Raw genomic sequence first — 20,744 nt, forward strand, 5'->3', positions numbered from 1 at the left:
AACGGCATCTTTTTTCAAGGGGGACATCAGGGTTTGTGTTCGTGATTCGTCATCTGTAGAGAGGGCGTCGTCTTCATGACGCCATATGCATACAGAAGAAGGATCGAATGCAGATGTCTGCTACCCCGTTCGCCTTGGCGCCGCTGGCCCTGGCGGCTTTCCTGGCGCTCGGCGCGCCGTACGCCGCGCACGCGCAATCTACAGGCAGCGCCGGTACGCCGGTGGAAATATCCATCACCGCGCAGCCTTTGGCGCAGGCCCTGACCGAGCTGGCGCGGCAAGCCCGCATCACGCTCGTCGCCACGCCAGCGTTGCTGGCCGGCAAGACGGCGCCAGCCGTCACCGGCCGGCTGACCACGCGGCAAGCGCTGGAGCGGCTGCTGGCTGGCAGCGGGCTGAGCGCGGACATCGACGGCACGGCCGTGACGATCCAGCGGACTGCGCAGCCGGCATCCGACGGCCATGCCACGCTGCCCGCCGTCACAGTAAGCGCACAGGTCGAGCGCAGCGCGATGACCGAGCTCACTGGCTCGTACACCAGCCCGGCGCTGACCATCGGCAAGATGACGCAGTCAATCCGCGAAACGCCGCAGTCCGTCAGCGTGGTGACGCGCCAGCAGATGGACGACAAGAACCTCACCAGCCTCGACCAGGTCCTGGCACAGTCCACCGGCGTCACCCGCTCGCAGAGAAACTTTGGGGACCACAAGTTCACCATCCGGGGCTTCGCGGTGGACAACGACAACTACATGATCGACGGCGTCTCGGGCACGCTGTATTCCTCCACCGGCTGGCTGCCCCTGGACACCGCCATCCTTGACCGGGTCGAGGTGCTGCGTGGCGCGGGCGGGCTGATCGTGGGGGCCAGCGACCCGAGCGGCGCGGTGAACCTGGTGCGCAAGCGCCCGCGCACGGAGCGGCATTTCGACGTGACGGCCAGCGTGGGCTCATGGAGCAACTACCGCACCGAGATCGATACCGGCGGCCCACTCAACGCCGAGGGCACCATCCGCGCTCGCATGGTCGCCGCCTATGAAGACCGCAAGTACTTCTACGACGTCACGCATTCCCGCCAGCCGCTGTTCTATGGCGTCATCGACGCCGACCTGGGCCGCGACACCACGCTGACCCTGGGCGTGCGCCACCAGCAGAAGACCGCCGACGGATTCTGGCTGTTCGGCCTGCCCCGCTACAACGATGGCGGCGCGCTGGACGTGTCCCGCTCGACCTCGCTGGTGCAAGACTGGAACCGTCAGAGGGCAACGGTCAACGAAGCATTCGCCGAGGTCGAGCATCGCTTTGACGGCGACTGGAGGGCCAAGGTTTCCTACAACCACACCGAGGGCGAGCTCGACCAGAAGGTGGCGATTCCACGCGGGGCCGTGGACCGTGCCACGGGCACCGGAACCCGCTTCTATAGCCTCTACTTCAAGGACCTGAAGGTTGTCAGCGATGGGATCGATGCCAACGTCACCGGCAGCTTCGCGGCATTCGGCGGCACGCACCAGATCCTGGTAGGCGCCAACGCATCGAGACAGCGCGTGAAGAACAATAGCGCATCGCTCGACGACGGCACCGCCATCAACGTGTTCAACCCGAATCACGGCGCCATTCCGGACCCCATGCGCCCGGGATGGAGCAGCGAGGAGGATTCCCGGGACCGGCGCTACGGCATCTACGCCAGCGCGCGCCTGCAACTGGCCGAGCCCTTGCACATGCTGCTTGGCGCACGGCTGAGCTGGCTGGACTACCGCGCGTCGGAGCGCCTGAGCGCAAGCCAGCTGCGCGACGACAAGGTGGATCATCAGCTCACGCCCTACGCGGGGGTGGTGTATGACCTGAACAAGCAATGGTCGCTGTACGCCAGCTATGCAGACACCTTCCAGCCGCAGAGCCAGTACCGGAGCGTCTCCGGCGATACGTTGAAGCCGGCGATCGGCGCCAACTACGAGGCGGGTGTGAAAGGCGAACTGTACAACGGTCGCCTCAACGTTTCGGCAGCGGTGTTCAGCGTCAGGAAGAACAACATTGCCGTGTCCGACGCGGCCAACTATGGCAACTGCCCTGGCACCTCCGCCGACGCAGAGTGCTTCCGCAATGGCAGCACGCTGCGCAGCAAGGGCTTCGAGGCCGAGGCCAGCGGCGAGATCCTTCCCGGCTGGCAGGTGGCCGCAGGCTACACCTATGTGACCAGCCGCAACGACGAAGGCGGCAGCATCAACGCCGAGACCCCCCGCCATCTGCTGCGCGCCTCCACCACCTATCGCCTGCCGGGGCCGTGGAATGCCTGGACCATCGGCGGCGGCGTATCGGCGCAGACCGGCTACTCGTACTTCGCGGGCGATGACCCCGAGGTGCGTATGGGCGAAGGCGCGCGCGCGGTGTGGGACCTGCGTGCCGCTTATCGCATCAACCGCCACTGGACAGCCGCGCTGAACGTGGCCAACCTGTTCGACAAGCGCTATTACGCCATGCTGGGCGAGCTGCGGCGTGGCAACTACTACGGCGAGCCGCGCAACGTGACACTGACCTTGCGCGGGTCGTTCTGATCTTGCCCGCCGATCCTGCATGCTCGTGACATGAAAGACAGTTTTCGCCAGCGCATGGCATGGCTTCATACCTGGTGCGGCCTGGCCTGCGGCTGGCTGCTCTGCGCCATTTTCCTGACCGGCACGCTGAGTGTGTTTCGCGAACCGATTACGCGCTGGATGCAGGCGCAGCCGGCATTGCCCGCCAGCACGGAGGCGATCGTGCTCACGCAAGCCGAGGTGCTCCAGCGCGCGGCGCGCTACCTTGCCGCGACCGCGCCGGATGCCAGCCTCTGGGGCATGGATATGCCCCGGCACGAAGGCGACGCGATCCATCTGTGGCAAGCCGGGAGCAGATCGCCCGCCATTCGGCAAGCCGCGATGGACCCGCGCACCGGCACGCTGCTGCCGGTGCCCTGGGGCCGGCACACGGAAGGCGGCCGGCATTTCATGGCTTTCCACTATTCGCTGGAAGCCGGCCTGGCGGGCTTCTGGGTGGTCGGGGCGATGGCAATGGGCATGCTGGTGGCGCTCGTATCCGGCGTTGTCGTGCACAAGCGCATCTTCCAGGACTTCTTTACCTTCCGTCCCGGCAAGGGGCAGCGCTCCTGGCTCGATGCGCACAACGCCACGGCCGTGCTGGCGCTGCCCTTCCTGTTCATGATCGTCTACACCGGCCTCGCCATCTTCTATACGAGCTATGTGCCATTGCCGCTGCATGCAGCCTACGGATGGGATGACAATGCGTTCAGCCAATTCCAGGGCGAGTTATCGCCCAAAACGCCGTTGCTGCGCCCCCGCACGGGAAAGGCAGCCGCAATGCACGACCTTGCACCTTTGCTGCGGCAGGCGCGGGCACTAACGGGCAGCCCAGCGAGCCGCCTCATCGTCGAACGCCCCGCAGACACCAGCATGGTAATCAAGATCCTGGGGCGCACGCCCGACACCGGAACCTCCCGCCGCATTCTCAACGAGGCCGGCAGCGTCACCTTTGATGGCGTCACCGGCGCCGTGCTCGACGTAAAGCGGTCCGATCCAGCCGATGCGCACTCGGCGAAGGACATTCACCGCGTCATGGAGCAGTTGCACCTGGTGGGCTTCGGTGGATGGACGATGAAGTGGCTGTATTTCTTCAGTGGCCTGTCTGGTACGGCCATGATGGCCACCGGCACCCTCCTCTTCACCATCAAGAGACGCAAGAAGAGCGAGCATGAGTTCGGCACCTTCACCGCACGCGTCTATCGCTGCATCGAGGCATTGAACGTCGCGGCCATCGCCGGCCTCTGCATTGCCTGCATCGCCTACCTGTACGGCAACCGGTTGATCCCCGCCGACCTGCCCGACCGCGCCACGTGGGAGATCCGCATCTTCTTTTACGCCTGGCTGGCAACGCTGCTGCACGCCACGGTCCGGCCGCCAGTCCGGGCCTGGATGGCGCAATTGTCGGCAGGCGCGCTGCTCTGCCTCGGCTTGCCATTACTCAACGCGCTGAGCACCGCGGAGCAGGCCTGGACCTACGCCTCGCGGGCGGACTGGGAGCGTGCGGGCGTGGAACTGACGGTGATCGGCTTCGGCCTTGCGCTCGCATTTTCGGCCTGGCAAGTCCGGCGCGGCTGGTCGGGGCGGGCAACGCCGGCGGTGAAGACATGAGCAGCAAGCCCACCCAGGCCGTATCGGCGCGCTACCGCTGGATGGTCGCCTGCCAGGTGCTGGCAGCGACGCTCGGCGGCTACGCGCTGGCCTCGTTGTTCGCGGCTATGCTGGCGCTGGCGCTGCCGGTCGTCGCCGGCGTTTCACGCGCGGCCAGCGTGCTCGTGGCCACGCTGCTTGCCTTTGCGTTTTACACGGCGGTGGCGATCTGGGTGTTCAGCACGCGCAGCGCCATGCGAGCGTGGGCCGGGCTGGTCATCGGCGCTGCCGTGTTCGGCGTAGTGTTCATCGCCTTGCGGGGCGCAGCATGACCGCGCGGTTCGTGGCGCAAGCCCGCACGCGCAGTTGCGAAACTACATCTACGGCAAGTCATCCTGACACTCTCGCTGTTTTCACCTATATTCAGGGACACAGTCCGACGTCTGAAGCCGGAACGTTAGGTGCCGACGTTTCATGCCCCGCGCGATGCCGCGAGGATTTCCGCACGAGGAACCATGTTCCCGGATCCGTAAAGGAATCACGATGAATCGCCGCAACGTTCTGGTTCTCGCCGCAACATCGGTCGCCGGTCTGCACGCTGCGGGCGCAAGCGCACAGCAGTCCTCCGGCATTGAAGCGATCAAGGCCGCCAACCAGGCTTTCTATGCCGCCCTCTCCGCGAGGGACACCAAGGCAATGGTGGCCCTGTGGGCTAACAAACCCTATGTTGTCAATATCGGGCCCCGAAGCAAGACCGTAGCCGTCGGATACGCAGATGCCGTGTCCGGGTACTGGCCAGCCGCCTTTGATGCCTTCTCCGAGATGGCGGTGTCGCCTGCATCGATCGATCAAGTCCAGACCGACGGAAAACTGGCCTGGGTCATCGGCACCGAGAGCGCCGTGCTCCAACCCAGGGCCGGCGGCGAAGCGCTGAAGTTCGAGACTTTCTTTACGAATATCTTTGAGAAAAACGGTAGCCGGTGGTTGTTGGTTTCTCACCATGCGCAGGTGATTCCGAAATAACGGGCTGCCGTTGGGAAACTGGACCAAGAAGCAGTTTCAAGATGAAGCGAAGCGGTTCTGGCCGGGCGCGCGGCCGCAGACATTACAACTGGTACGGCCGAGGCCGCGCAATGACGCCAGGATCTTTTTGAAATGACCTCTAGATCGTCCGATATCTCCCGATAGACGAGCCCAGCACCATCGACAGCGCGAGCAAAACGGTCGCGACACTGATTGTCAGTGGCGGCAGCCGGCACGCCCTGAGCGTCATTCTCGCAAGCCTTGTCACGCGGCGCGATCTGGTTGCCGTGTCATCCCTGACCTACCCCGGTTTCAAGCGCGCTGCAAAACTGCTGGGCATTCCCCTGGCCAGCGTTCCGATCGACGCCGACGGCATCATGCCGGACGCGCTCGACGCGGTTTGCCGCAAACACGCAGGCCGGGTGCGCATCGTCTACACCATGCCCACGGTTCACAGCCCCACCGGGAGCGTGATGCCGCTCGCATGGGGACGCCACAGTCTATACTTGGCGTTTGGCAGCCAAGCTGCTTTCACGATGCTGCAGGGCCATGAAGACAAAGATCATTCTGTTGCGCGGTGTAACGCCGACGGGAAAGAACAAGGTGCTCATGGCACCGCTGCGCGCTGCGCTGGAAGAAGCGGGGCTCGCCAACGTGAGAACCTACATCCAGAGTGGCAATGTCATTGCATCGACGAATCTGAACCAGTCCGCCATCGAGGACCTGGTTCACGATGTCATCAAGGAACGGTTTGGTGGCGATATCAAAGTCCTGGCAAGGTCGGCACCGTACTTCAACGAGGCGATGGACAACAACCCGTTCAAGGGCGCCGATCCCGCAAAGCTCTATTTCACGCTGCTGTCAGCCGGGCCTGAAGATGCGTTGCTCGGCGCGTTCCATGCACTTGGACATGCGCCAGACCAGGTACAAGTGGTCGGCGACATGGCGTATGTGTTATGCGCCACGAAATACAGCGACCTGAAGGCCAACAACAATTTCATCGAGAGAAAGCTCAAGGTGGCCGCGACGACCCGTAATTTCAATACGATCTCGAAGCTCATTGCGCTCGGTGCTATCGGCTGACGGCGTTCTTGCTGAATTTTCTTTGAAACGATCTCAATATGAAAAGAACACTACTGCTGCCGATCTGCGCAGCGCTCATCGTCCAGATTTATGGTTGCGGAGAGAAAGCCAAAGTCGAGGCAAATCCCGCGCCTTCCAGCGTCGCCCAGCAGCCTGCTGCAACGCTGTCGATCGAGTCCGTGGCAAGTAACACGCACGGTTTCAATGCCGGCAATGTGCTCAGCGCCAGGAAGATCTATATCTTCTTTGATCCGCAGTGCCCCCATTGCGGTGAGCTCTGGAAGGCAGCGAAGCCACTGCTGTCGTCCGCGCACTTCATCTGGATCCCGGTCGGACTGCTGACCCCGGAAAAATCCGCGCTGCAGAGCGCCTACCTGCTCGGTAGCCAGAACGCTGTCAGGGACATGGACAATCATGAAGCCTTGCTCGACGCGCGCAAGGGTGGGCTTGAGGTCTCCGCCGCACAGACCCCGGAAAATGCCGTGAGCCAGGTCAAGGCCAACACCGAGTACTTTCTACGCTTGAAGCTGGACAGCGTGCCATTTGCCGTTTATCAGGGCCCTGGGGGCGAGATGTTGACGTTCTCGGGAGCGCTGACTACCGAGGCACTCAAAGAGCGGCTCGGCATATAGTCAGCCGTTGTTTCCCAGCCTGGCAAACTACCTGAACGTGATGGCGTGAGCGCTGCACGATTTCACCCAATGAACCTGAGAACGGACAAGACCATGTGGAAGCACCCCGTACGCCAAACCCTTGCCGCATTCGCGGCCACCCTGGCGTTACCCGCACTGGCCGGTATCGTGACGGGCACGGCGACCTATCGCGAGCGTATCGCGCTGCCTCCCGATGCCGTGTTCGAAGTCACGCTGCAAGATGTGTCGCGCGCGGGCGCGCCAGCCCTGGTTATCGACCGGTCCACGCTGGATCCGGCGGGGCAGCCGCCCTTCCATTTCGGGGTTGCCTACCAGGACCAGGCGATCGAGCCTGACCATCGCTATGCCGTGCGAGCGGTGATCCGGCAGCATGGCCGGTTGCTGTTCACCACCGACACGCATGTCCCGGCGCTGGACGGCAACAACGCGCCGCTCCAGTTGCAACTGGTATCGGCTTCCAGGGGCGAGGAGAAGCCGTCAGAAAAGCCAGCTGCACAGGTGCCTGACAGCCCGTTGCGCGGGACCTACTGGAAGCTCACGCGGCTGGGCGATGCGCCGGTCAGCGTGGCGGAGCGCCAGCGCGAACCGCACCTGATCCTCGCCACGCACGAAGCGCGGCTGTCAGGCAATGGCGGCTGTAACAGCCTGATGGGCGGCTATGAAGCCGATGGCGACCGGCTTCGCTTCAAGGGCCTGGCAGGCACCATGATGGCCTGCGCGCAGGGCATGGCCCAGGAAACGCAGTTTCTGCACGCACTGGAAACGGTACGGCGCTATCGCATTGCGGGCCGCCAACTCGACCTGCTCGGCGCAGACAATGCCGTGGTGGCGAGCTTCGAGTCTGTAGCGCTGCGGTAGAAGAGGCGGCCCATCCAATCATCGAATCCGTAGGTCTCTCCGCAGTGTGTGCGAGCCTCCCCGTGCTTTGGTGCATGACATCGAACTGGGCACACTCCGGCGGCTCGGATCTCGGCGACTTGTGGCCGGTGATTTTTCTGGGCATCTTCGTGCCGATGAGCGTGACGTCTGTCCTGACCGGCTGGTTTGTCCGGCGTGCGTCCCGGGGATAAGTCCCATGCTCTCGACATTTTCCGAGCGTTGCACCCCCTGGCGCTGCGCGATCAGCTGCTCGCTTGAGTGTTGCCATGCAGGACTCACGCTGCAGTCCAGGCCTGGCTTGCGCGCAGATGACTGCGGCCGCCTCGCAGCGGATACGGGCCTGACCGGAAGTCGTGATGCACGTCATTCCGCATCATACGATGCTAAAATTGATGCCGATCGACAACGGAGATTGGCATGCGCACCACACTTGCTTTGGATGACGACTTGCTGGCCAAAGCCCAAGCCCTGACCGGCCTGTCCGAGAAATCCTCCCTCGTCCGCGAAGCGCTGCGCGCGCTGATCGAGCGCGAAAGCGCACGCCGTCTGAGTCGCCTCGGCGGCACTGAACCTGCCTTGGAGCCGGCGGCACGCCGCCGGTCGGAGCCCGTGTGATCCTCGTCGACACCTCGGTCTGGATTGACCACCTGCGTGCCGGAGATGCGGCGCTAGCCGCCTTGCTCGATGCCAATCGCGTCTTGGCCCATCCATTTGTGATAGGTGAGATCGCGCTGGGAAGCCTGCGACAGCGTGATCTGGTGCTGGGGGCACTGCGCGACCTGCCGCGCGCCGTGGTGGCGACGGACGATGAGGTCGACCGGATGATTGAAGACCAGGTTCTGTACGGACTGGGTATTGGCTATGTCGACGCGCATCTGTTGGCCGCCACGCGGCTGACGCCCGGGAGTGCCTTATGGACGCGCGACCGACGCCTGCTGGCGGTTGCGGATCGCCTGGGACTGGCCGCGCGGCCAGCGCACTAGCCACTGGTTGCCCCGCCGGGAACCATCAAGAAAGCGCCACTTTTTGCAGACAAGCCACACAGGTCGCGGGTAAAGTGCAGTTTTAGTCGCGTGTCTCCACACCACGTGCTGGGTCACATCACCCGTCAACCCGTCAATCCGAGCGACGGATTGTCGCCGTGGGCGGTAGCGCTCAGGCTTCACTCAAATCAGCGTTTCTGACCGACTTTCCGCGACCTATTACCTATTTACCTATTACTCCGGAGCGTGACAATGAATCCAGATTCCGATTCAATTTTTTCCAACCTCGACAAGGCGGCCGCAGAGGCCCGCGCACAGGGTGACAAATGGATTGTGATCGATCGCATCTACGAACACCTGGATGCGCTAGAAAGCCAAGACTATCAAGATGTCCTGGCACGCATACTGGCCCTGATCGAAAAGTATCCCGAGCTGGATTATGGTGGTCCTGGCCCCTTCGGGTCGCTGATTGAGCGCCAGCCCGTCGGCGCCTATGCAGCGCAGTTGCTGGCGTCACTAAAGCGGCAGCCGAGCACGCAGGTGGTGGGGTTCCTGGACCGCATGATGCGCATGGACGAAGCCGAGCGCGAGGAGCAAGGCGGCCCAACCGTTGCGGCCTTCCTGGATGCGCTTGACGCGGTGCTGCGGCATCCCGCCGCGAACGACGATTGCAGAGAGTTTGCTCGGATGTGCCTGACGCCGTGAGCGCCAGGACCTGGTGTTTGGAAGCCGCATATCTGCTACGCGAGCTCGCTGTAAAAATGCCTTATCAGACGTACCAACACAGCCTCCTTGCCGTTGATCGTCGGAATGACGCGGATACCCGGAGTGGCGCGGTTTCGGCTATCGCGCCACAATCGCGCCACTTCTGATGGGAATCGCGCCAATCTCCTGTGCCTTCGGCGCATATCCGGGTTGCGCCTGTGTCAAAATGACGCGCAGCCTGCCTGATCGCACTTTACCTTGGCTGGGGTAGACTGCGCCGCGCCCGCTCCCATATAACAATGACGCTTATCCGCCGCATCCGCTTGACCGCATGGCTTGGCCTGATCGCCATGTGGCTCATCGTGCTTGCGCCGGCAGTCAGCCAGTTTGTGGCTGCGGCCCAGGCCAGCGATCCCGCAGCCGTCATCTGCTCGGCCGCCCACCCGGGCGATGCACCGCATGACATGCCGGGCAGCTCGATGAACGCCTGCGGCTATTGCGATCTGCTGGCGGACCATGTGCCGCTGCCTAACCTTGCGCCTGCGGCGCTGTCGGCGATCCCGCTGCTGGTGGTCGCCACGTCGCACGTGCTGGTCACCCGCTTCACGCCACTCGGGGCTTTTCCGTCAGGACGCCCCAGGGACCCTCCGGCCCTGCCTCAATCCAGTCTGTAAGCAACGCACGCCCTTTGGCGTGATCGTGGCGTCCGCGCGCACCTGCGCGCGGGCGCCGGACAACGATTTGAGGTAGACCCAATCATGCGCACGCTGCTGCCCCTAGTCATCCTTGGCACCATCGGCACGCTGGCCGAGGCCGCCGACGAACAGAGCCTGCCGGCGGTCCAGGTGACCGAAACTCGCTCGTTTGCCGAGAAGAACCAGTTGCCGCAGACTACCGCGAGCATCACCGGCGAACAAGCCGCGCAGGCCATCAACGTGATGGGCGCGGAAGATGCCCTGAAATACCTACCCGACGTGCTGGTGCGCAAGCGCTTTATCGGCGACACCCAGTCCCCGATGGCGACCCGCACCACCGGCATCAATGCCAGCGCGCGCAGCCTGATCTATGCCGACGGGGTCTTGCTGTCGACCCTGATCAACAACAACAACGGCAACGGCTCCCCGCAGTGGTTTATGGTGACGCCGCAATCGATCGACCGGGTCGACGTCATGTACGGCCCGTTCGCAGCCGCGTATCCGGGCAACTCCTACGGTGCCGTGACCGAGATCACCACGCGGATGCCGAAGACGCTCGAGGGCAGCCTGGAAGTCACGGGCGCCATCCAGCAGTTCAGCAAGTACGGCACCGACCAGAACGAGCCGGCGCAGCAGGTCAGCGCCACGCTGGGCGACCGCACCGGAAAGTTCTCGTGGTGGTTCAGCGCGAACCACCTCAACAGCTTCAGCCAGCCGCTCACCTTCGCCACCGTCGGCCAGTCGACGACCGCCGCCGGCGCCAGCCTGCCGGTCATCACTGGCGCGTACGCCGACCGCAACCGGACCGGCGGCGCCATCCAGGTAATCGGCGCGGGCAATTTCATCCATACGCTGCAGGACAACGCCACCGTCAAGCTGGGCTACGATTTCACGCCGACGTTGAGCGCGGTCTACACGCTGGGCTATTGGCAGAACAGCTCGAAAGCGAGCGCGCAGACCTACCTGAGCACGGCATCCGGGTCGCCCTTCTATGGCGCGCCGGGCGGCAACGTCAATATCGGTGGGTTCGCGTACAGCGCCAGCACCATCGCGGGCCAGTTTTCCAGCAACAACGTCGATCAGGAACACCTGATGCAGAGCCTGAAGGTCGGGACCCGGACGCAAGGGCTGTTCGACTGGGAGGCCATTGTCAGCAACTTCTACTATCTGCAGGATTCGAGCCGCTTGTCCACCGGGCTCTATCCGGCGGCCCTGACGGGTGGGCCGGGCCGGACCACCGACATGAGCGGCTCCGGCTGGTCCACCTTCGACGTCAAGGGTATCTGGCGGCCGCAGGGCATCGACGGCGCGAACATCGTCAGCTTTGGCGCCCACTACGACCAGTTCAAGCTGAGCAGCCCGACCTACAGCACCACCAACTGGGTATCCGGCGGCAATGGCGCCCTGTTCAGCACCTCGCAAGGCAAGACGCAGACCGGCGCGCTCTGGCTGCAGGACGTCTGGCGCATGACACCGAGCCTGCAGGCAACGCTGGGCGGCCGCTATGAAATGTGGCGCGCCTATGACGGGTTCAACTACGCCATTGGCAGCAACGGCGTGGGGGTGCCGATCCAGCAGCCCAGCCTCGACAAATCCGGATTCTCCCCCAAGGCGTCGCTGACATGGGAGGCCAGCCAGCTATGGTCGGTGACCGGCTCGTTCGGCAAGGCGCTTCGCTTCCCGACGGTCGGCGAGCTCTACCAGAGCGTGCAGACCGGAACGACATTCACCCAGGCCAATCCGTTCCTGCAACCGGAGAGCGTCCTGTCGGGCGAACTTGCCATCGAGCGCCACACCAGCGAGGGAAAACTGCGCGTTTCCGCCTTCAGCGAGTACGTCAAGAACGCGCTGATCTCCCAGACCTCGACAATTGCCGGGTTCGCCACGCCCGTCTCCTTTACGCAAAACGTGGGCAAGACGCGGCAACTGGGGCTGGAGCTAGCCGGCCAGCAAGACAATGTGCTGATCAATGGCCTGACGCTCTCGGGTAACGTCACCTATGTCAACTCCCGGATTCTCTCGGATGACAGCTACGTGCCGACCACGCCTGGCGCGACGGCGGTCGGCAAGCGCGTGCCCTACGTGCCCACGTGGCGCGGCACGGTGGCGGCAACCTATCGGCCTGACAACAAATGGGCTTACACGCTGGCCGCGCGCTATAGCAGCCGCGTGTACGCGACGGTCGACAACACCGACATCAACCCTGCGACCTACCAAGGCTTCGAGAGCTTCTTCGTGATGGATGCGCGCGTGCACTACCAACTGGACAAGCATTGGAGCGGTGCACTGGGCGTGGACAACCTGAACAATCACAAGTACTTCCTGTTCCACCCCTTCCCGCAGCGCACGTTCTACCTGAGCCTGAAGTACACCCTTTGACAGATCCCGCCATGTCCCAGCCTCTCGAACGGCCGCCCATGGGCGCGCAAGCCACCCAGCCCTCGCCGGCAGCAGCGGCGTCTTATCGCATGCTCTGGCGGTGGCACTTCTACGCCGGGCTCTTCGTCGCGCCCTTCCTGGTCGTCCTGGCGATCACCGGCACGATCTACTGCTTCCAGCCGCAGATCGAATCGCTGCTCTATCCGCAATTGCTGCGCGTGGAGCCCGTGGGCGCGAAGCTTCCCGCCCAGTCCTTGCTGGACTGGGCATGGGCCCAGGCGCCGGAAGGGGCCGTGGCGACGACGTACACCGTCGATTCGTCCCCGCGCGCCAGCGCCGAGTTTGTCTTTCGGCTGCCGTCGGGCAAGAGCGAAAGCCTGTACCTGGACCCGTACACCGGCAATTTTCTCGGCAGCCTGAGCGTGGAGGACAGGCTGATGAAGCAGGTGCGCATGCTGCATCGCGCGCTGCTGCTGGGCAAGACCGGGGAGTTGCTGATGGAGCTGGCGGCATGCTGGTCGCTGGTGATGATTGCCACGGGCGTCGCGATGTGGTGGCCGCGGCTGCGCGACAAAGGCGGCAAGGCCTTGGTGATCGGCAAGGCCGCCGGCGGGCGCGGGTGGTGGAAGGAAGTCCACCTGGTCATCGGTGCCTGGATGGCCATCGGCGCCGTGGCGTTCGTGTTGTCCGGCCTGCCCTGGACCGCATCCTGGGGCAAGCAATTCAAGGCGATCGCGACCGCGGCGCGGCTGGGCAATCCGGCCGGCGCATGGGGCGACGCAGGGGTCCGCTCGACGCCGGGCGCGGCCAGCATGGATGCGCTTCCGCTCGCGGCGGTCCCCTGGGCAGTCGGCATGGCCAAGGTTCCGTCCGGCACGCCACCGACAGTGGGCGCTGCCACAATCAGCCTGGACCGCGCCGTGGCGATCGTGGCCGAGAACGGTGTGTCGAGCGGCTACCAGCTCGTGCTGCCGAAGTCCGCCACCGGCGTGTTCACCGCCTCCTATTTCCCCGCGGATCCCAAGGTGGAACGCACGCTGCATATCGATCAATACACCGGCAAGGTGCTCAAGGACATTCGCTACGGCGATTACGGCGCGGTGGCACAGGCCATCTCCTATGGCACGTCCCTGCACATGGGCCGCTACTTCGGATTGGCCAACCAGATTGCGTGCACGGTGATCTCGCTGGGCCTGATGCTGCTCGCCGTGACAGGCCTCGTGATGTGGCTAAAGCGCCGGCCCGCGCGCGCCCTGGCCGCGCCGTCTTTCCCGCGCTCGCTCCCGCCCATGCGGGCGTGGGTGATCGGCCTGGGTCTGCTGGGCGCGGTGTTCCCCATGATGGGCGCCACGCTGGTGATGGTCTGGCTGCTGGATCGCTGGTTCGCACGGTCGGCCGCCGTGCGGCCGGACGCGCCAGGCGCCGCCAGCCCGCTCAGAAGCGGTAGTTGACGCTCAGCTCGACCCGCCGGCCAGATCCTTGCAGCCATTGCGTGGCGTTGTAGTAGGCGGTGGTGACGTAGTGCTTGTCGAAGACATTGAACCCGCGCAGCGCGGCATTGGCATCCACGCGCCAGCCGGGCGGAATGCGGCAATGCGACGCATTGGGCGCAATGCGTGGTCGCGCCATCCATGCAGCGACCATTTGCCACGGGCTTGCCAATGAATCGAAGCCCGGCGAGACCGGCTACATCCCCTCGCTCACCAACCGGTCCGCCTCCGCTTTCACCCTCCGCCCATGCTGGTCCAGCACCGGCGCCGCGAACGGTTCCGGCCCCGGCGTGCGCCCGAACTTGATGGCACGGGTAAAGCCGCGGTACTGGCCCACGGTGGGATGCTCGAACGTGGTCACCATGCCTTCCGAGCGCACCTGCGGGAAGTCGAACATGTCCTCCACGGAGCGCGCGGCAGCGCAGGGCACCGCTTCGCCGAAGTGCGCCTCCCATTCCAGCGCGGTGCGGGCTGCCAGCGCGCGGTGCAGCATGGGGACGATCTCGTCCTGATGCTGCGCGCGCTTGCGCACGCTGTCGTAGCGCTCGGTGGCGAGTTCCGCCAGGCCGGTTTTCTCGCAGAGCGCCGCCCAGAAATGCGGCGTGTTGGCGGAGATGTAGAGATAGCCTTCCTTGGTCGGATGGATGCCGGTGATGCCGCCGGAGCGCATGTCGCGGCCAACCTCCCTGGGTTCGTTGTCCGCCCAGACCATGCGGGCCGATTGCATGGTCAGCGCCGCGCGCAAGAGTGAGATGCCGACATACTGGCCTTCGCCGCTTTTCTCGCGCTCGTAGAGTGCGGACGCGACGCCGCCGGCAACCAGCGCCGAGCCGTAGTAGTCGACGACCGAGCCATAGAGAATCTCTGGCGCACCGCCCGGCTTGCCCTGCAGCGTGCACATGCCGGTCATGGTCTGCAGGACCTGGTCGTAGCCGGCCTTGTCCTTGAGCGGGCCGTCTTCCCCATAGCCGGTCACGGCGCAATAGATCAGGCGCGGGTTGACCAGCTTGAGCTGTTCGTAAGCGATGCCCAGCCTGGCCGGCACGGTGGGCCGGAAGTTGTGCACCAGCACGTCGGCGGTGCGCACCAGCGCCATCAGCCGCTGCAGGTCGTCGGCTTGCTTGAGGTCAAGCACCACGCCCAGCTTGCTGCGGTTCACGCCCAGGAAGGCGCGGCTCTCCGCCTCCAGCGAGGAAGGATACTTGCGCAGGTTGTCGCCGGCGGGCGGCTCGATCTTGATGACCTCGGCACCCTGGTCGGCCAGCAGCGAGCAACCATAGGGGCCAGCTATGTAGGCGCTCAGGTCCAGCACGCGCAGGCCGGACAACGGGCCTGGCTTGCCGGTGCGCTCGCTCAGCGGCGCGGCGCGGTCATCAGAGGGGGAACGCATGGAGATCTCCGGAAACAGGCGGTAGAGGCAGTAGAGGCAAGGCGGGCTGGCATCAGTCCACGACGATGTTCTGCCGCTTGGCGAGCGTCTTCCACCGTTCCACGTCCTGCCCGATGATGGCGGCGAACTGGGCCGGCGTGACGGGCCTGGCTTCGGCGCCCTCCTTCAGGAAGGCCGCTTTAATCTCGGGCTTGGACAAGATGGTATTGACGGCGGCGTTGAGCTGGCTGACGATCGCCGGCGGCGTGCCGGCCGGTGCCAGCAGGCCCCACCAGAGTTCGAACTCGTAGCCCGGCACCGCGCTGGACATGGGCGTGAGATCCGGCGCGATCGGGCTCGGCTTGAGGCTGGTGATGCCAACCGCGCGCACCTTGCCGGCGCGCACCATCGGCAGCAGCGAGGGGCCGCTGGAGATCAGCAGTTGTGTCTGGTCGCCGATCAGGTCGGTCACGGCGGGCCCCATGCCGCGATACGGAATATGCGTGATGAACAGGTTCCCGGCCCTGGCCTTGAGCAGCTCGGTGCCAAACTGGTTGACGCTGCCCGGCCCGCTTGACGCGTAGTTGTACTTGCCCGGCCTGGCGCGGATCGCCGCGATCAGTTCCTGCGGCGTCCTGGCGGGAAACGCATTGTTGACCGCGACAATGAACGGCCCTTGCGCAAACATCGCCACCGGCACAAAGCTCTTGACCGCATCGAACGGCAGCTTGGCCTGCACCGCGGCATTGGTCGTCATGCTGGACGACACGGCGACCAGCGTGTACCCGTCCGGCGCGGACTTGGCCACGATGCCAGTGCCGGTATTGCCGCTGGCGCCGGGACGGTTGTCGATGACCACGGCTTGCTTAAGCTCCTCGCCGATCTCCCTGGCAACGATGCGCGCGAAGATATCGTTGGAGCCGCCCGGCGGATAGGGTACGACGATGGTGATGGGCTTGCTTGGATAGCCGCCCTGCGCGAACGCCGCCCCGGATACCAGGCTGGCAATGGCCATGGCTGCCAAGGCCACGCTACGGGAAAAGGATACGAATGTGGTTACGGATACGGATGCGGTTCGTGTAGTCAAGATGTCTCCTTCTGTTTTTTTGTTTTCCCCATGCGATGCAGCCTGACTCCGGCAGCGGATCCCGGTGGAGTCAGGCAGGCAGCAATCCAAGGCGCCTGGCGGTAGCCACGATGGCTTGCGCCCGCTTCACGAACGGCGGGTCGATCATCTTCCCGTCCACCACGTAGGCACCCACGCCCCTGGCCTCGGCATCGCGCGCGGCCTCTAGTACCCGCGCCGCATGGCCGATCTCCTCATCGCTCGGGCGGAAGGCCTGATTGGCCAGCGGGACCTGGCTGGGATGGATGCAGCTCTTGCCAAGAAAGCCCATGCGGCGCGACAGCTCAGCCTCGGCGCGGAAGCCGGCTTCATCCTTGATGTTGGCAAACACCGTGTCGTAGGCGAATACGCCGGCCTCGCCGGCGGCCATGCGTACCGCATACATGGCTTGCTGGATCGCCGCGCTTTCGCGCCTGGCGATGCCTAGCGGCTCGAACAGGTCGCCCAGGCCAAGCTGCAAGCCAGCCACGCGCGGGTGGGCCGCTGCCAGTTCGCCGGCCAGGCGCAGCGCCTTGGGCGTTTCAATGTTGAGCAGCAGGCGGACCGGGCTGTCCACGCCATGCGCAAACCCGTTGGCACGTTCCGCCTGCTCGATAGTGGCGGCAGCGCGGCGCACGTCGTCGGCGCTCTCGGGCTTGGGCAGGTTGATCAGGTCCAGGCCGGGCTGCACCACTGCGGCCACGTCGGCCGCAAAGTGAGGGGTGTCCAGCGCGTTGACCCGGACGATCAGCGTCTTGCCGCCGGCGCGGGCCTGGCCCGAGCGCAGCAGCGCGCGCAGTGCCTCGCGCGCTTGCGGCTTGCGCTCCTGCGCCACCGCGTCCTCGAGGTCGAACGAGAGCCCGTCCGCGGCGCTGGCCAAGGCCTTGTCGAACAATTCCGGGCGGGAACCGGGGACGAACAGCTTGCTTCTCATGGCAACGTGAACCGATGGCTTTGGAGTGCGCCAGTGTGAGTCACGCCATAACAAAGATAAACTATCTATGTCTTTCTTTAATCGATAGAAAATGTATGGAGACAGCCTACCTCAACGCGTTCCTGGTCGTCGTGGATACCGGCTCCCTCGCGCAGGCCGCCCGGCGGCTCAACGTGACGCCCGCCGCCATCGCGCAGCAGATCCACGTCCTGGAGCGGGAGCTGGGCACCACCTTGCTGGGCCGGGCCGGCCGCACCGTGGCGCCGACCGAGTCAGGCGCACGGCTGGCCGAACGCGCCCGCACCCTGCTGCGGGACTTCGGCCAGTTGCGCGATTGGGTGAATGAGGCGCAGGCTCCGCGCGAGCTGCGCCTGGGCACGATCAACACCGCGCTGCACAGCCTGCTGCCGGAAACCCTAGCCGGGTTCGCCGCGGCGCATCCGGGTGTCTCCGTGTTTATCCAGTCGGACAAATCGGCGGCACTGTACGACGCCGTGAAAAACGCGGAACTGGATGCGGCCGTCTGCCTGCACCCGCCCTTCGCGCTGCCCAAGACCATCGTCTGGGAACTGCTGCGTGAGGAACCCCTGGTTGTGCTGGCGCCTGCCGCGCTAGCCCGGCGCGATCCGCACGACCTGCTGCGCACCGAGCCGCTGATCCGCTACGACCGCAGCGTGGGCGGCGGCAAGCAGGCCGACCGGTACCTGCGGCAGGCCGGCATCGCCGCGCACGAGCGGTTCGAGCTCAGCTCGCTGGTGGCGATCGCCATGATGGTCGACCGGGGACTGGGTGTATCTCTCGTGCCCGACATCGCGTCGCCGCTGACGGCAGGCCTGCGCATCGCCAAGCTGACGCTGCCCGAGGCGACCGAGCCGCGCCGGTTCGGCATCTTGTGGCAACGCGCCTCACCCCGCACGCCGTTGATCCTCTCGTTGCTGCGGCACGCGCGGCAGGCAGCCGCCTGAGCGCTTGCTGGCGCCAATCCGGCACCGATCTGGCGCCGACCGGACATGCTCAAACGGCATGATCCGCGCCACCCGGAAACACCCGTTCGCCCGGGAAGTCGATGAACACGCGCAACTTGGGCGACGGGTGCCGGCTGGCCGGCCACAGCACGCGGAAGGTGCCGCTACGGTCCACGTAGTCGTCCAGCACGGTACGCAACCGGCCGTCGGCCAGCGCCTCGCGGATGGCGAAGTCCGGCAGGCAGGCGATGCCGAGGCCCTGCAGCGCAAAGCACACGCGGGTCTCGATGTTGTTGCAGATCATCGAGGTAGGCAGGGTCAATTCCGGATCAACGGCTGCGCGGCGCAGCGGCCAGGCTTCCAGCTTGCCGCTGTTCGGGAAGCGGTATTGCAGGCAGGCATGCCCGGCCAGGTCCGCGGGCTGCCGGGGCACCCCACGCTGCGCGAGATACGCCGGCGACGCCACCAGCAGGATCCGGAATGCGCCAAGGCGCCGCGCCGATAGACGGGAGTCGCTTGGCTCGCCGGTGCGCACCACGGCATCGAACCCCTCTTCGATCACGTCCACCATGCGGTCGGTGAAATCCAGGTCCAGCTCGATTTCCGGGTACTGCCGCATGAACTCGCCCAACACCGGCAGCACCAGCGAACTCACCAGCGGCAGGCTGACGCGCAAGCGCCCGCGCGGCGCTTGCGCGGCGCGCGACAACTCCTGCTCCGCCGCCTCGATCTCGGCCAGGATGCGGCGGCTGCGCTCCAGGAACAGCGCCCCTTCCGCGGTCAGCGTGATACTGCGCGTGCTGCGGTGAAACAGCCGCGTGCCGAGCTTTTCTTCCAGCCTTGCCACGCTCTTGCCCACGGCCGACGCCGACACGCCCATCTGGCGGCCGGCGGCCACGAAGCTGCGGGTCTCGGCAACCTGCACAAACACCGTAAAGCCACTCAGGCTGTCCATTGGCTTTCCCGCCATTCCAGGCGCCTTGATCTTCGATTACGGACAAATCCGTCCGGATAACAAGGAACTCTAGCCTACTTTTTCCCGAGTCAAATGTTTCTTATCGTTTGCTTGATCCCATCCCTGTCTTGCGACGAAGGAAAACACGCATGTTGTCACCCCTGTCCACCCAGTCCTCCCTGTCCGCCCGCGTCGATGCGGCGATTGAACAAGCCCTTGCCGAGCATCGCCTGGTCGGCGCCGTCGTGCTGGTTGCCCGCCACGGCGAAGTCATCCACCGCCGCGCCGCAGGCCTGGCCGACCGCGAGGCCGGCCGGCCCATGCGCGCCGATACCCTGTTCCGCCTGGCGTCGGTATCCAAGCCCATCGTGTCGAGCGCAGCGATGGTGCTGGTGGCGCAGGGCCGCCTGGGGCTCGACGAGGCCGTGACGCGCTGGCTGCCGGATTTCATGCCCCGACTGGCCGACGGCAGCCCCGCCATCATCACCGTGCGGCAGTTGATGACCCATACCGCCGGGCTGGGCTACCGCTTCTTCGAAGCCGACGAGCACGGGCCCTATGCCCGCGCCGGCGTCTCGGACGGCATGGACCAGCCGGGCATCACCCTTGCGGAGAACCTGCGCCGCATCGCCAGCGTGCCCTTGCTCTACAAGCCAGGCAGCGCCTGGGGCTACTCGCTGGCAACCGACGTGCTTGGCGCCGTGATCGAACGCGTTTGCGACGCGCCGCTGGCCGACGCGGTGCACGCGCTGGTCACGGGTCCGCTGGGCATGGGCGACACTGGCTTTGCCGCGGCCGATGCCGGGCGGCTAGCCACCGCCTACGTCAACGACACGCCGGTGCCGCGCCGCATGCGCGCGCACGACGTGGTCCCTGTCGTCGACGGCACGGCCGGCATCCACTACGCGCCGGCGCGCGCACTGGACACCGGCGCCTTCCCCTCCGGCGGCGCTGGCATGATTGGCAGCGCCGGCGATTTCCTTCGCTTGCTGGAAGCCCTGCGCCAGGGCGGCGAGCCATTGATGCCCGCTGCCTGGGTGGATGAAATGGGCCGCAACCAGACCGGCGCATGGGGCCCGCCGGATGCGCCAGGCACCGGCTTCGGCCTGGGCTTCTCGGTGCTGCACGATCCGGCTGCGGCCGGCTCGCCCGAGTCGGTTGGCACCTGGCGCTGGGGCGGCGCCTACGGACACTCGTGGTTCGTCGACCGCGCCCGGGGCCTGAGCGTGGCCGCGTTCACCAACACCCTGTATGAAGGCATGTCCGGCCGCTTCGTGACGGATTTGCGTGACGCCGTCTATGGGCACGAGCCGGCAACGCAATGAGCGATATGGCTGCGCGGCTTGCCCGCCATCCGGGCCACCCAGGG

The 20,744-nt window shown here is 65.2% G+C and carries 20 protein-coding genes and 1 pseudogene; 16 read left to right on the plus strand and 5 right to left on the minus strand.

The annotated features are described in order from the left end of the window. Window positions 1-113 precede the first annotated feature (113 nt). The 14 genes and pseudogenes from F7R26_RS31155 to F7R26_RS31220 all read left to right on the plus strand — a co-directional run bounded on the left by F7R26_RS31155 (window position 114) and on the right by F7R26_RS31220 (window position 14,008). Window positions 114-2,549, plus strand: a complete 2,436-nt coding sequence (locus tag F7R26_RS31155) for a TonB-dependent siderophore receptor (RefSeq protein ID WP_241754598.1) — start codon at window positions 114-116, stop codon at window positions 2,547-2,549. A 30-nt stretch (window positions 2,550-2,579) separates the two neighbouring features. Next, entirely contained in the window at window positions 2,580-4,178 is a 1,599-nt protein-coding gene (locus F7R26_RS31160) for a PepSY-associated TM helix domain-containing protein (RefSeq protein ID WP_193692188.1), read from the plus strand. Then, window positions 4,175-4,489, plus strand: coding sequence for a DUF3649 domain-containing protein (locus F7R26_RS41150; RefSeq protein ID WP_193692189.1), 315 nt, complete (start codon window positions 4,175-4,177; stop codon window positions 4,487-4,489). Before F7R26_RS31160 ends, F7R26_RS41150 begins: the two co-directional genes overlap by 4 nt. A gap of 211 nt (window positions 4,490-4,700) precedes the next feature. Then, a complete protein-coding gene (locus tag F7R26_RS31170; protein ID WP_170301872.1) occupies window positions 4,701-5,180 on the plus strand; it encodes a nuclear transport factor 2 family protein in 480 nt (159 codons plus the stop codon). A 248-nt stretch (window positions 5,181-5,428) separates the two neighbouring features. Then, window positions 5,429-5,602: pseudogene (locus tag F7R26_RS41845) on the plus strand (PLP-dependent aminotransferase family protein); the annotation flags it as partial. 127 nt (window positions 5,603-5,729) lie between these two features. Beyond that, the gene (locus tag F7R26_RS31180) at window positions 5,730-6,263 is read left to right on the plus strand and encodes a DUF1697 domain-containing protein (RefSeq protein ID WP_150986135.1); all 534 of its coding nucleotides are present in this window, start codon (window positions 5,730-5,732) and stop codon (window positions 6,261-6,263) included. Between the two features lie 38 nt (window positions 6,264-6,301). Beyond that, the gene (locus F7R26_RS31185) at window positions 6,302-6,895 is read left to right on the plus strand and encodes a thioredoxin domain-containing protein (protein WP_150986134.1); all 594 of its coding nucleotides are present in this window, start codon (window positions 6,302-6,304) and stop codon (window positions 6,893-6,895) included. Between the two features lie 69 nt (window positions 6,896-6,964). Continuing rightward, window positions 6,965-7,774, plus strand: a complete 810-nt coding sequence (locus F7R26_RS31190; RefSeq protein WP_150986133.1) for a YbaY family lipoprotein — start codon at window positions 6,965-6,967, stop codon at window positions 7,772-7,774. A gap of 438 nt (window positions 7,775-8,212) precedes the next feature. Continuing rightward, a complete protein-coding gene (locus F7R26_RS31195) occupies window positions 8,213-8,410 on the plus strand; it encodes a type II toxin-antitoxin system VapB family antitoxin (protein ID WP_150986132.1) in 198 nt (65 codons plus the stop codon). Beyond that, window positions 8,407-8,778, plus strand: a complete 372-nt coding sequence (locus F7R26_RS31200; RefSeq protein WP_150986131.1) for a type II toxin-antitoxin system VapC family toxin — start codon at window positions 8,407-8,409, stop codon at window positions 8,776-8,778. The genes F7R26_RS31195 and F7R26_RS31200 overlap by 4 nt, the downstream gene beginning before the upstream one ends. A gap of 252 nt (window positions 8,779-9,030) precedes the next feature. After that, a complete protein-coding gene (locus tag F7R26_RS31205) occupies window positions 9,031-9,483 on the plus strand; it encodes a hypothetical protein (protein WP_150986130.1) in 453 nt (150 codons plus the stop codon). A gap of 299 nt (window positions 9,484-9,782) precedes the next feature. Continuing rightward, a complete protein-coding gene (locus F7R26_RS31210) occupies window positions 9,783-10,157 on the plus strand; it encodes a DUF2946 domain-containing protein (protein ID WP_150986129.1) in 375 nt (124 codons plus the stop codon). A gap of 84 nt (window positions 10,158-10,241) precedes the next feature. Further along, complete coding sequence (locus tag F7R26_RS31215) at window positions 10,242-12,557, plus strand: TonB-dependent receptor (RefSeq protein ID WP_150986128.1); 2,316 nt, start codon at window positions 10,242-10,244, stop codon at window positions 12,555-12,557. A gap of 11 nt (window positions 12,558-12,568) precedes the next feature. Continuing rightward, window positions 12,569-14,008, plus strand: coding sequence for a PepSY-associated TM helix domain-containing protein (locus F7R26_RS31220; protein WP_150986127.1), 1,440 nt, complete (start codon window positions 12,569-12,571; stop codon window positions 14,006-14,008). Here F7R26_RS31220 and F7R26_RS31225 read toward each other — a convergent pair. The 4 genes from F7R26_RS31225 to F7R26_RS31240 form a co-directional block, all read right to left on the minus strand. Further along, window positions 13,992-14,186 carry a TonB-dependent receptor gene (locus F7R26_RS31225; RefSeq protein WP_170301870.1) on the minus strand — a complete coding sequence of 65 codons (195 nt, stop codon included), beginning with the start codon at window positions 14,184-14,186 and terminating at the stop codon, window positions 13,992-13,994. The genes F7R26_RS31220 and F7R26_RS31225 overlap by 17 nt on opposite strands. A gap of 57 nt (window positions 14,187-14,243) precedes the next feature. Then, window positions 14,244-15,437 (minus strand): CaiB/BaiF CoA transferase family protein, encoded by a 1,194-nt coding sequence (locus F7R26_RS31230; RefSeq protein WP_150986126.1) that lies wholly within the window; start codon window positions 15,435-15,437, stop codon window positions 14,244-14,246. 52 nt (window positions 15,438-15,489) lie between these two features. After that, a complete protein-coding gene (locus F7R26_RS31235; RefSeq protein WP_150986203.1) occupies window positions 15,490-16,431 on the minus strand; it encodes a tripartite tricarboxylate transporter substrate binding protein in 942 nt (313 codons plus the stop codon). Window positions 16,432-16,573: 142 nt separating this feature from the next. Next, the gene (locus tag F7R26_RS31240; RefSeq protein ID WP_150986125.1) at window positions 16,574-17,455 is read right to left on the minus strand and encodes an HpcH/HpaI aldolase/citrate lyase family protein; all 882 of its coding nucleotides are present in this window, start codon (window positions 17,453-17,455) and stop codon (window positions 16,574-16,576) included. Between the two features lie 95 nt (window positions 17,456-17,550). Between F7R26_RS31240 and F7R26_RS31245 the strand changes: the two genes are divergently transcribed. After that, a complete protein-coding gene (locus tag F7R26_RS31245; protein ID WP_150986124.1) occupies window positions 17,551-18,420 on the plus strand; it encodes a LysR family transcriptional regulator in 870 nt (289 codons plus the stop codon). A 49-nt stretch (window positions 18,421-18,469) separates the two neighbouring features. Here the strand turns inward: F7R26_RS31245 and F7R26_RS31250 are convergent, their stop codons facing one another. Further along, window positions 18,470-19,375: a LysR family transcriptional regulator gene (locus F7R26_RS31250; protein ID WP_150986123.1), complete on the minus strand. Its 906-nt coding sequence runs from the start codon at window positions 19,373-19,375 to the stop codon at window positions 18,470-18,472. A 149-nt stretch (window positions 19,376-19,524) separates the two neighbouring features. Between F7R26_RS31250 and F7R26_RS31255 the strand changes: the two genes are divergently transcribed. Continuing rightward, on the plus strand, window positions 19,525-20,700 hold the full coding sequence (locus F7R26_RS31255) for a serine hydrolase domain-containing protein (RefSeq protein WP_150986122.1): 1,176 nt from the start codon (window positions 19,525-19,527) through the stop codon (window positions 20,698-20,700). Window positions 20,701-20,744: the final 44 nt, after the last annotated feature.

It is taken from the genome of Cupriavidus basilensis, assembly GCF_008801925.2.
Classification (GTDB): domain Bacteria; phylum Pseudomonadota; class Gammaproteobacteria; order Burkholderiales; family Burkholderiaceae; genus Cupriavidus; species Cupriavidus basilensis.

Excerpts from the sequence above, each read along its gene's own strand:
- F7R26_RS31190 (WP_150986133.1), top strand. The coding sequence starts at position 6,965 with ATGAACCTGAGAACGGACAAGACCATGTGGAAGCACCCCGTACGCCAA.
- F7R26_RS31210 (WP_150986129.1), top strand. The coding sequence starts at position 9,783 with ATGACGCTTATCCGCCGCATCCGCTTGACCGCATGGCTTGGCCTGATC.
- F7R26_RS31225 (WP_170301870.1), bottom strand. The coding sequence starts at position 14,186 with ATGGCGCGACCACGCATTGCGCCCAATGCGTCGCATTGCCGCATTCCG.
- F7R26_RS41150 (WP_193692189.1), top strand. The coding sequence starts at position 4,175 with ATGAGCAGCAAGCCCACCCAGGCCGTATCGGCGCGCTACCGCTGGATG.
- F7R26_RS31240 (WP_150986125.1), bottom strand. The coding sequence starts at position 17,455 with ATGAGAAGCAAGCTGTTCGTCCCCGGTTCCCGCCCGGAATTGTTCGAC.
- F7R26_RS31205 (WP_150986130.1), top strand. The coding sequence starts at position 9,031 with ATGAATCCAGATTCCGATTCAATTTTTTCCAACCTCGACAAGGCGGCC.
- F7R26_RS31230 (WP_150986126.1), bottom strand. The coding sequence starts at position 15,437 with ATGCGTTCCCCCTCTGATGACCGCGCCGCGCCGCTGAGCGAGCGCACC.
- F7R26_RS31255 (WP_150986122.1), top strand. The coding sequence starts at position 19,525 with ATGTTGTCACCCCTGTCCACCCAGTCCTCCCTGTCCGCCCGCGTCGAT.
- F7R26_RS31235 (WP_150986203.1), bottom strand. The coding sequence starts at position 16,431 with ATGGCCATTGCCAGCCTGGTATCCGGGGCGGCGTTCGCGCAGGGCGGC.
- F7R26_RS31155 (WP_241754598.1), top strand. The coding sequence starts at position 114 with ATGTCTGCTACCCCGTTCGCCTTGGCGCCGCTGGCCCTGGCGGCTTTC.
- F7R26_RS31170 (WP_170301872.1), top strand. The coding sequence starts at position 4,701 with ATGAATCGCCGCAACGTTCTGGTTCTCGCCGCAACATCGGTCGCCGGT.
- F7R26_RS31220 (WP_150986127.1), top strand. The coding sequence starts at position 12,569 with ATGTCCCAGCCTCTCGAACGGCCGCCCATGGGCGCGCAAGCCACCCAG.
- F7R26_RS31195 (WP_150986132.1), top strand. The coding sequence starts at position 8,213 with ATGCGCACCACACTTGCTTTGGATGACGACTTGCTGGCCAAAGCCCAA.
- F7R26_RS31245 (WP_150986124.1), top strand. The coding sequence starts at position 17,551 with ATGGAGACAGCCTACCTCAACGCGTTCCTGGTCGTCGTGGATACCGGC.
- F7R26_RS31160 (WP_193692188.1), top strand. The coding sequence starts at position 2,580 with ATGAAAGACAGTTTTCGCCAGCGCATGGCATGGCTTCATACCTGGTGC.
- F7R26_RS31180 (WP_150986135.1), top strand. The coding sequence starts at position 5,730 with ATGAAGACAAAGATCATTCTGTTGCGCGGTGTAACGCCGACGGGAAAG.
- F7R26_RS31250 (WP_150986123.1), bottom strand. The coding sequence starts at position 19,375 with ATGGACAGCCTGAGTGGCTTTACGGTGTTTGTGCAGGTTGCCGAGACC.
- F7R26_RS31215 (WP_150986128.1), top strand. The coding sequence starts at position 10,242 with ATGCGCACGCTGCTGCCCCTAGTCATCCTTGGCACCATCGGCACGCTG.
- F7R26_RS31185 (WP_150986134.1), top strand. The coding sequence starts at position 6,302 with ATGAAAAGAACACTACTGCTGCCGATCTGCGCAGCGCTCATCGTCCAG.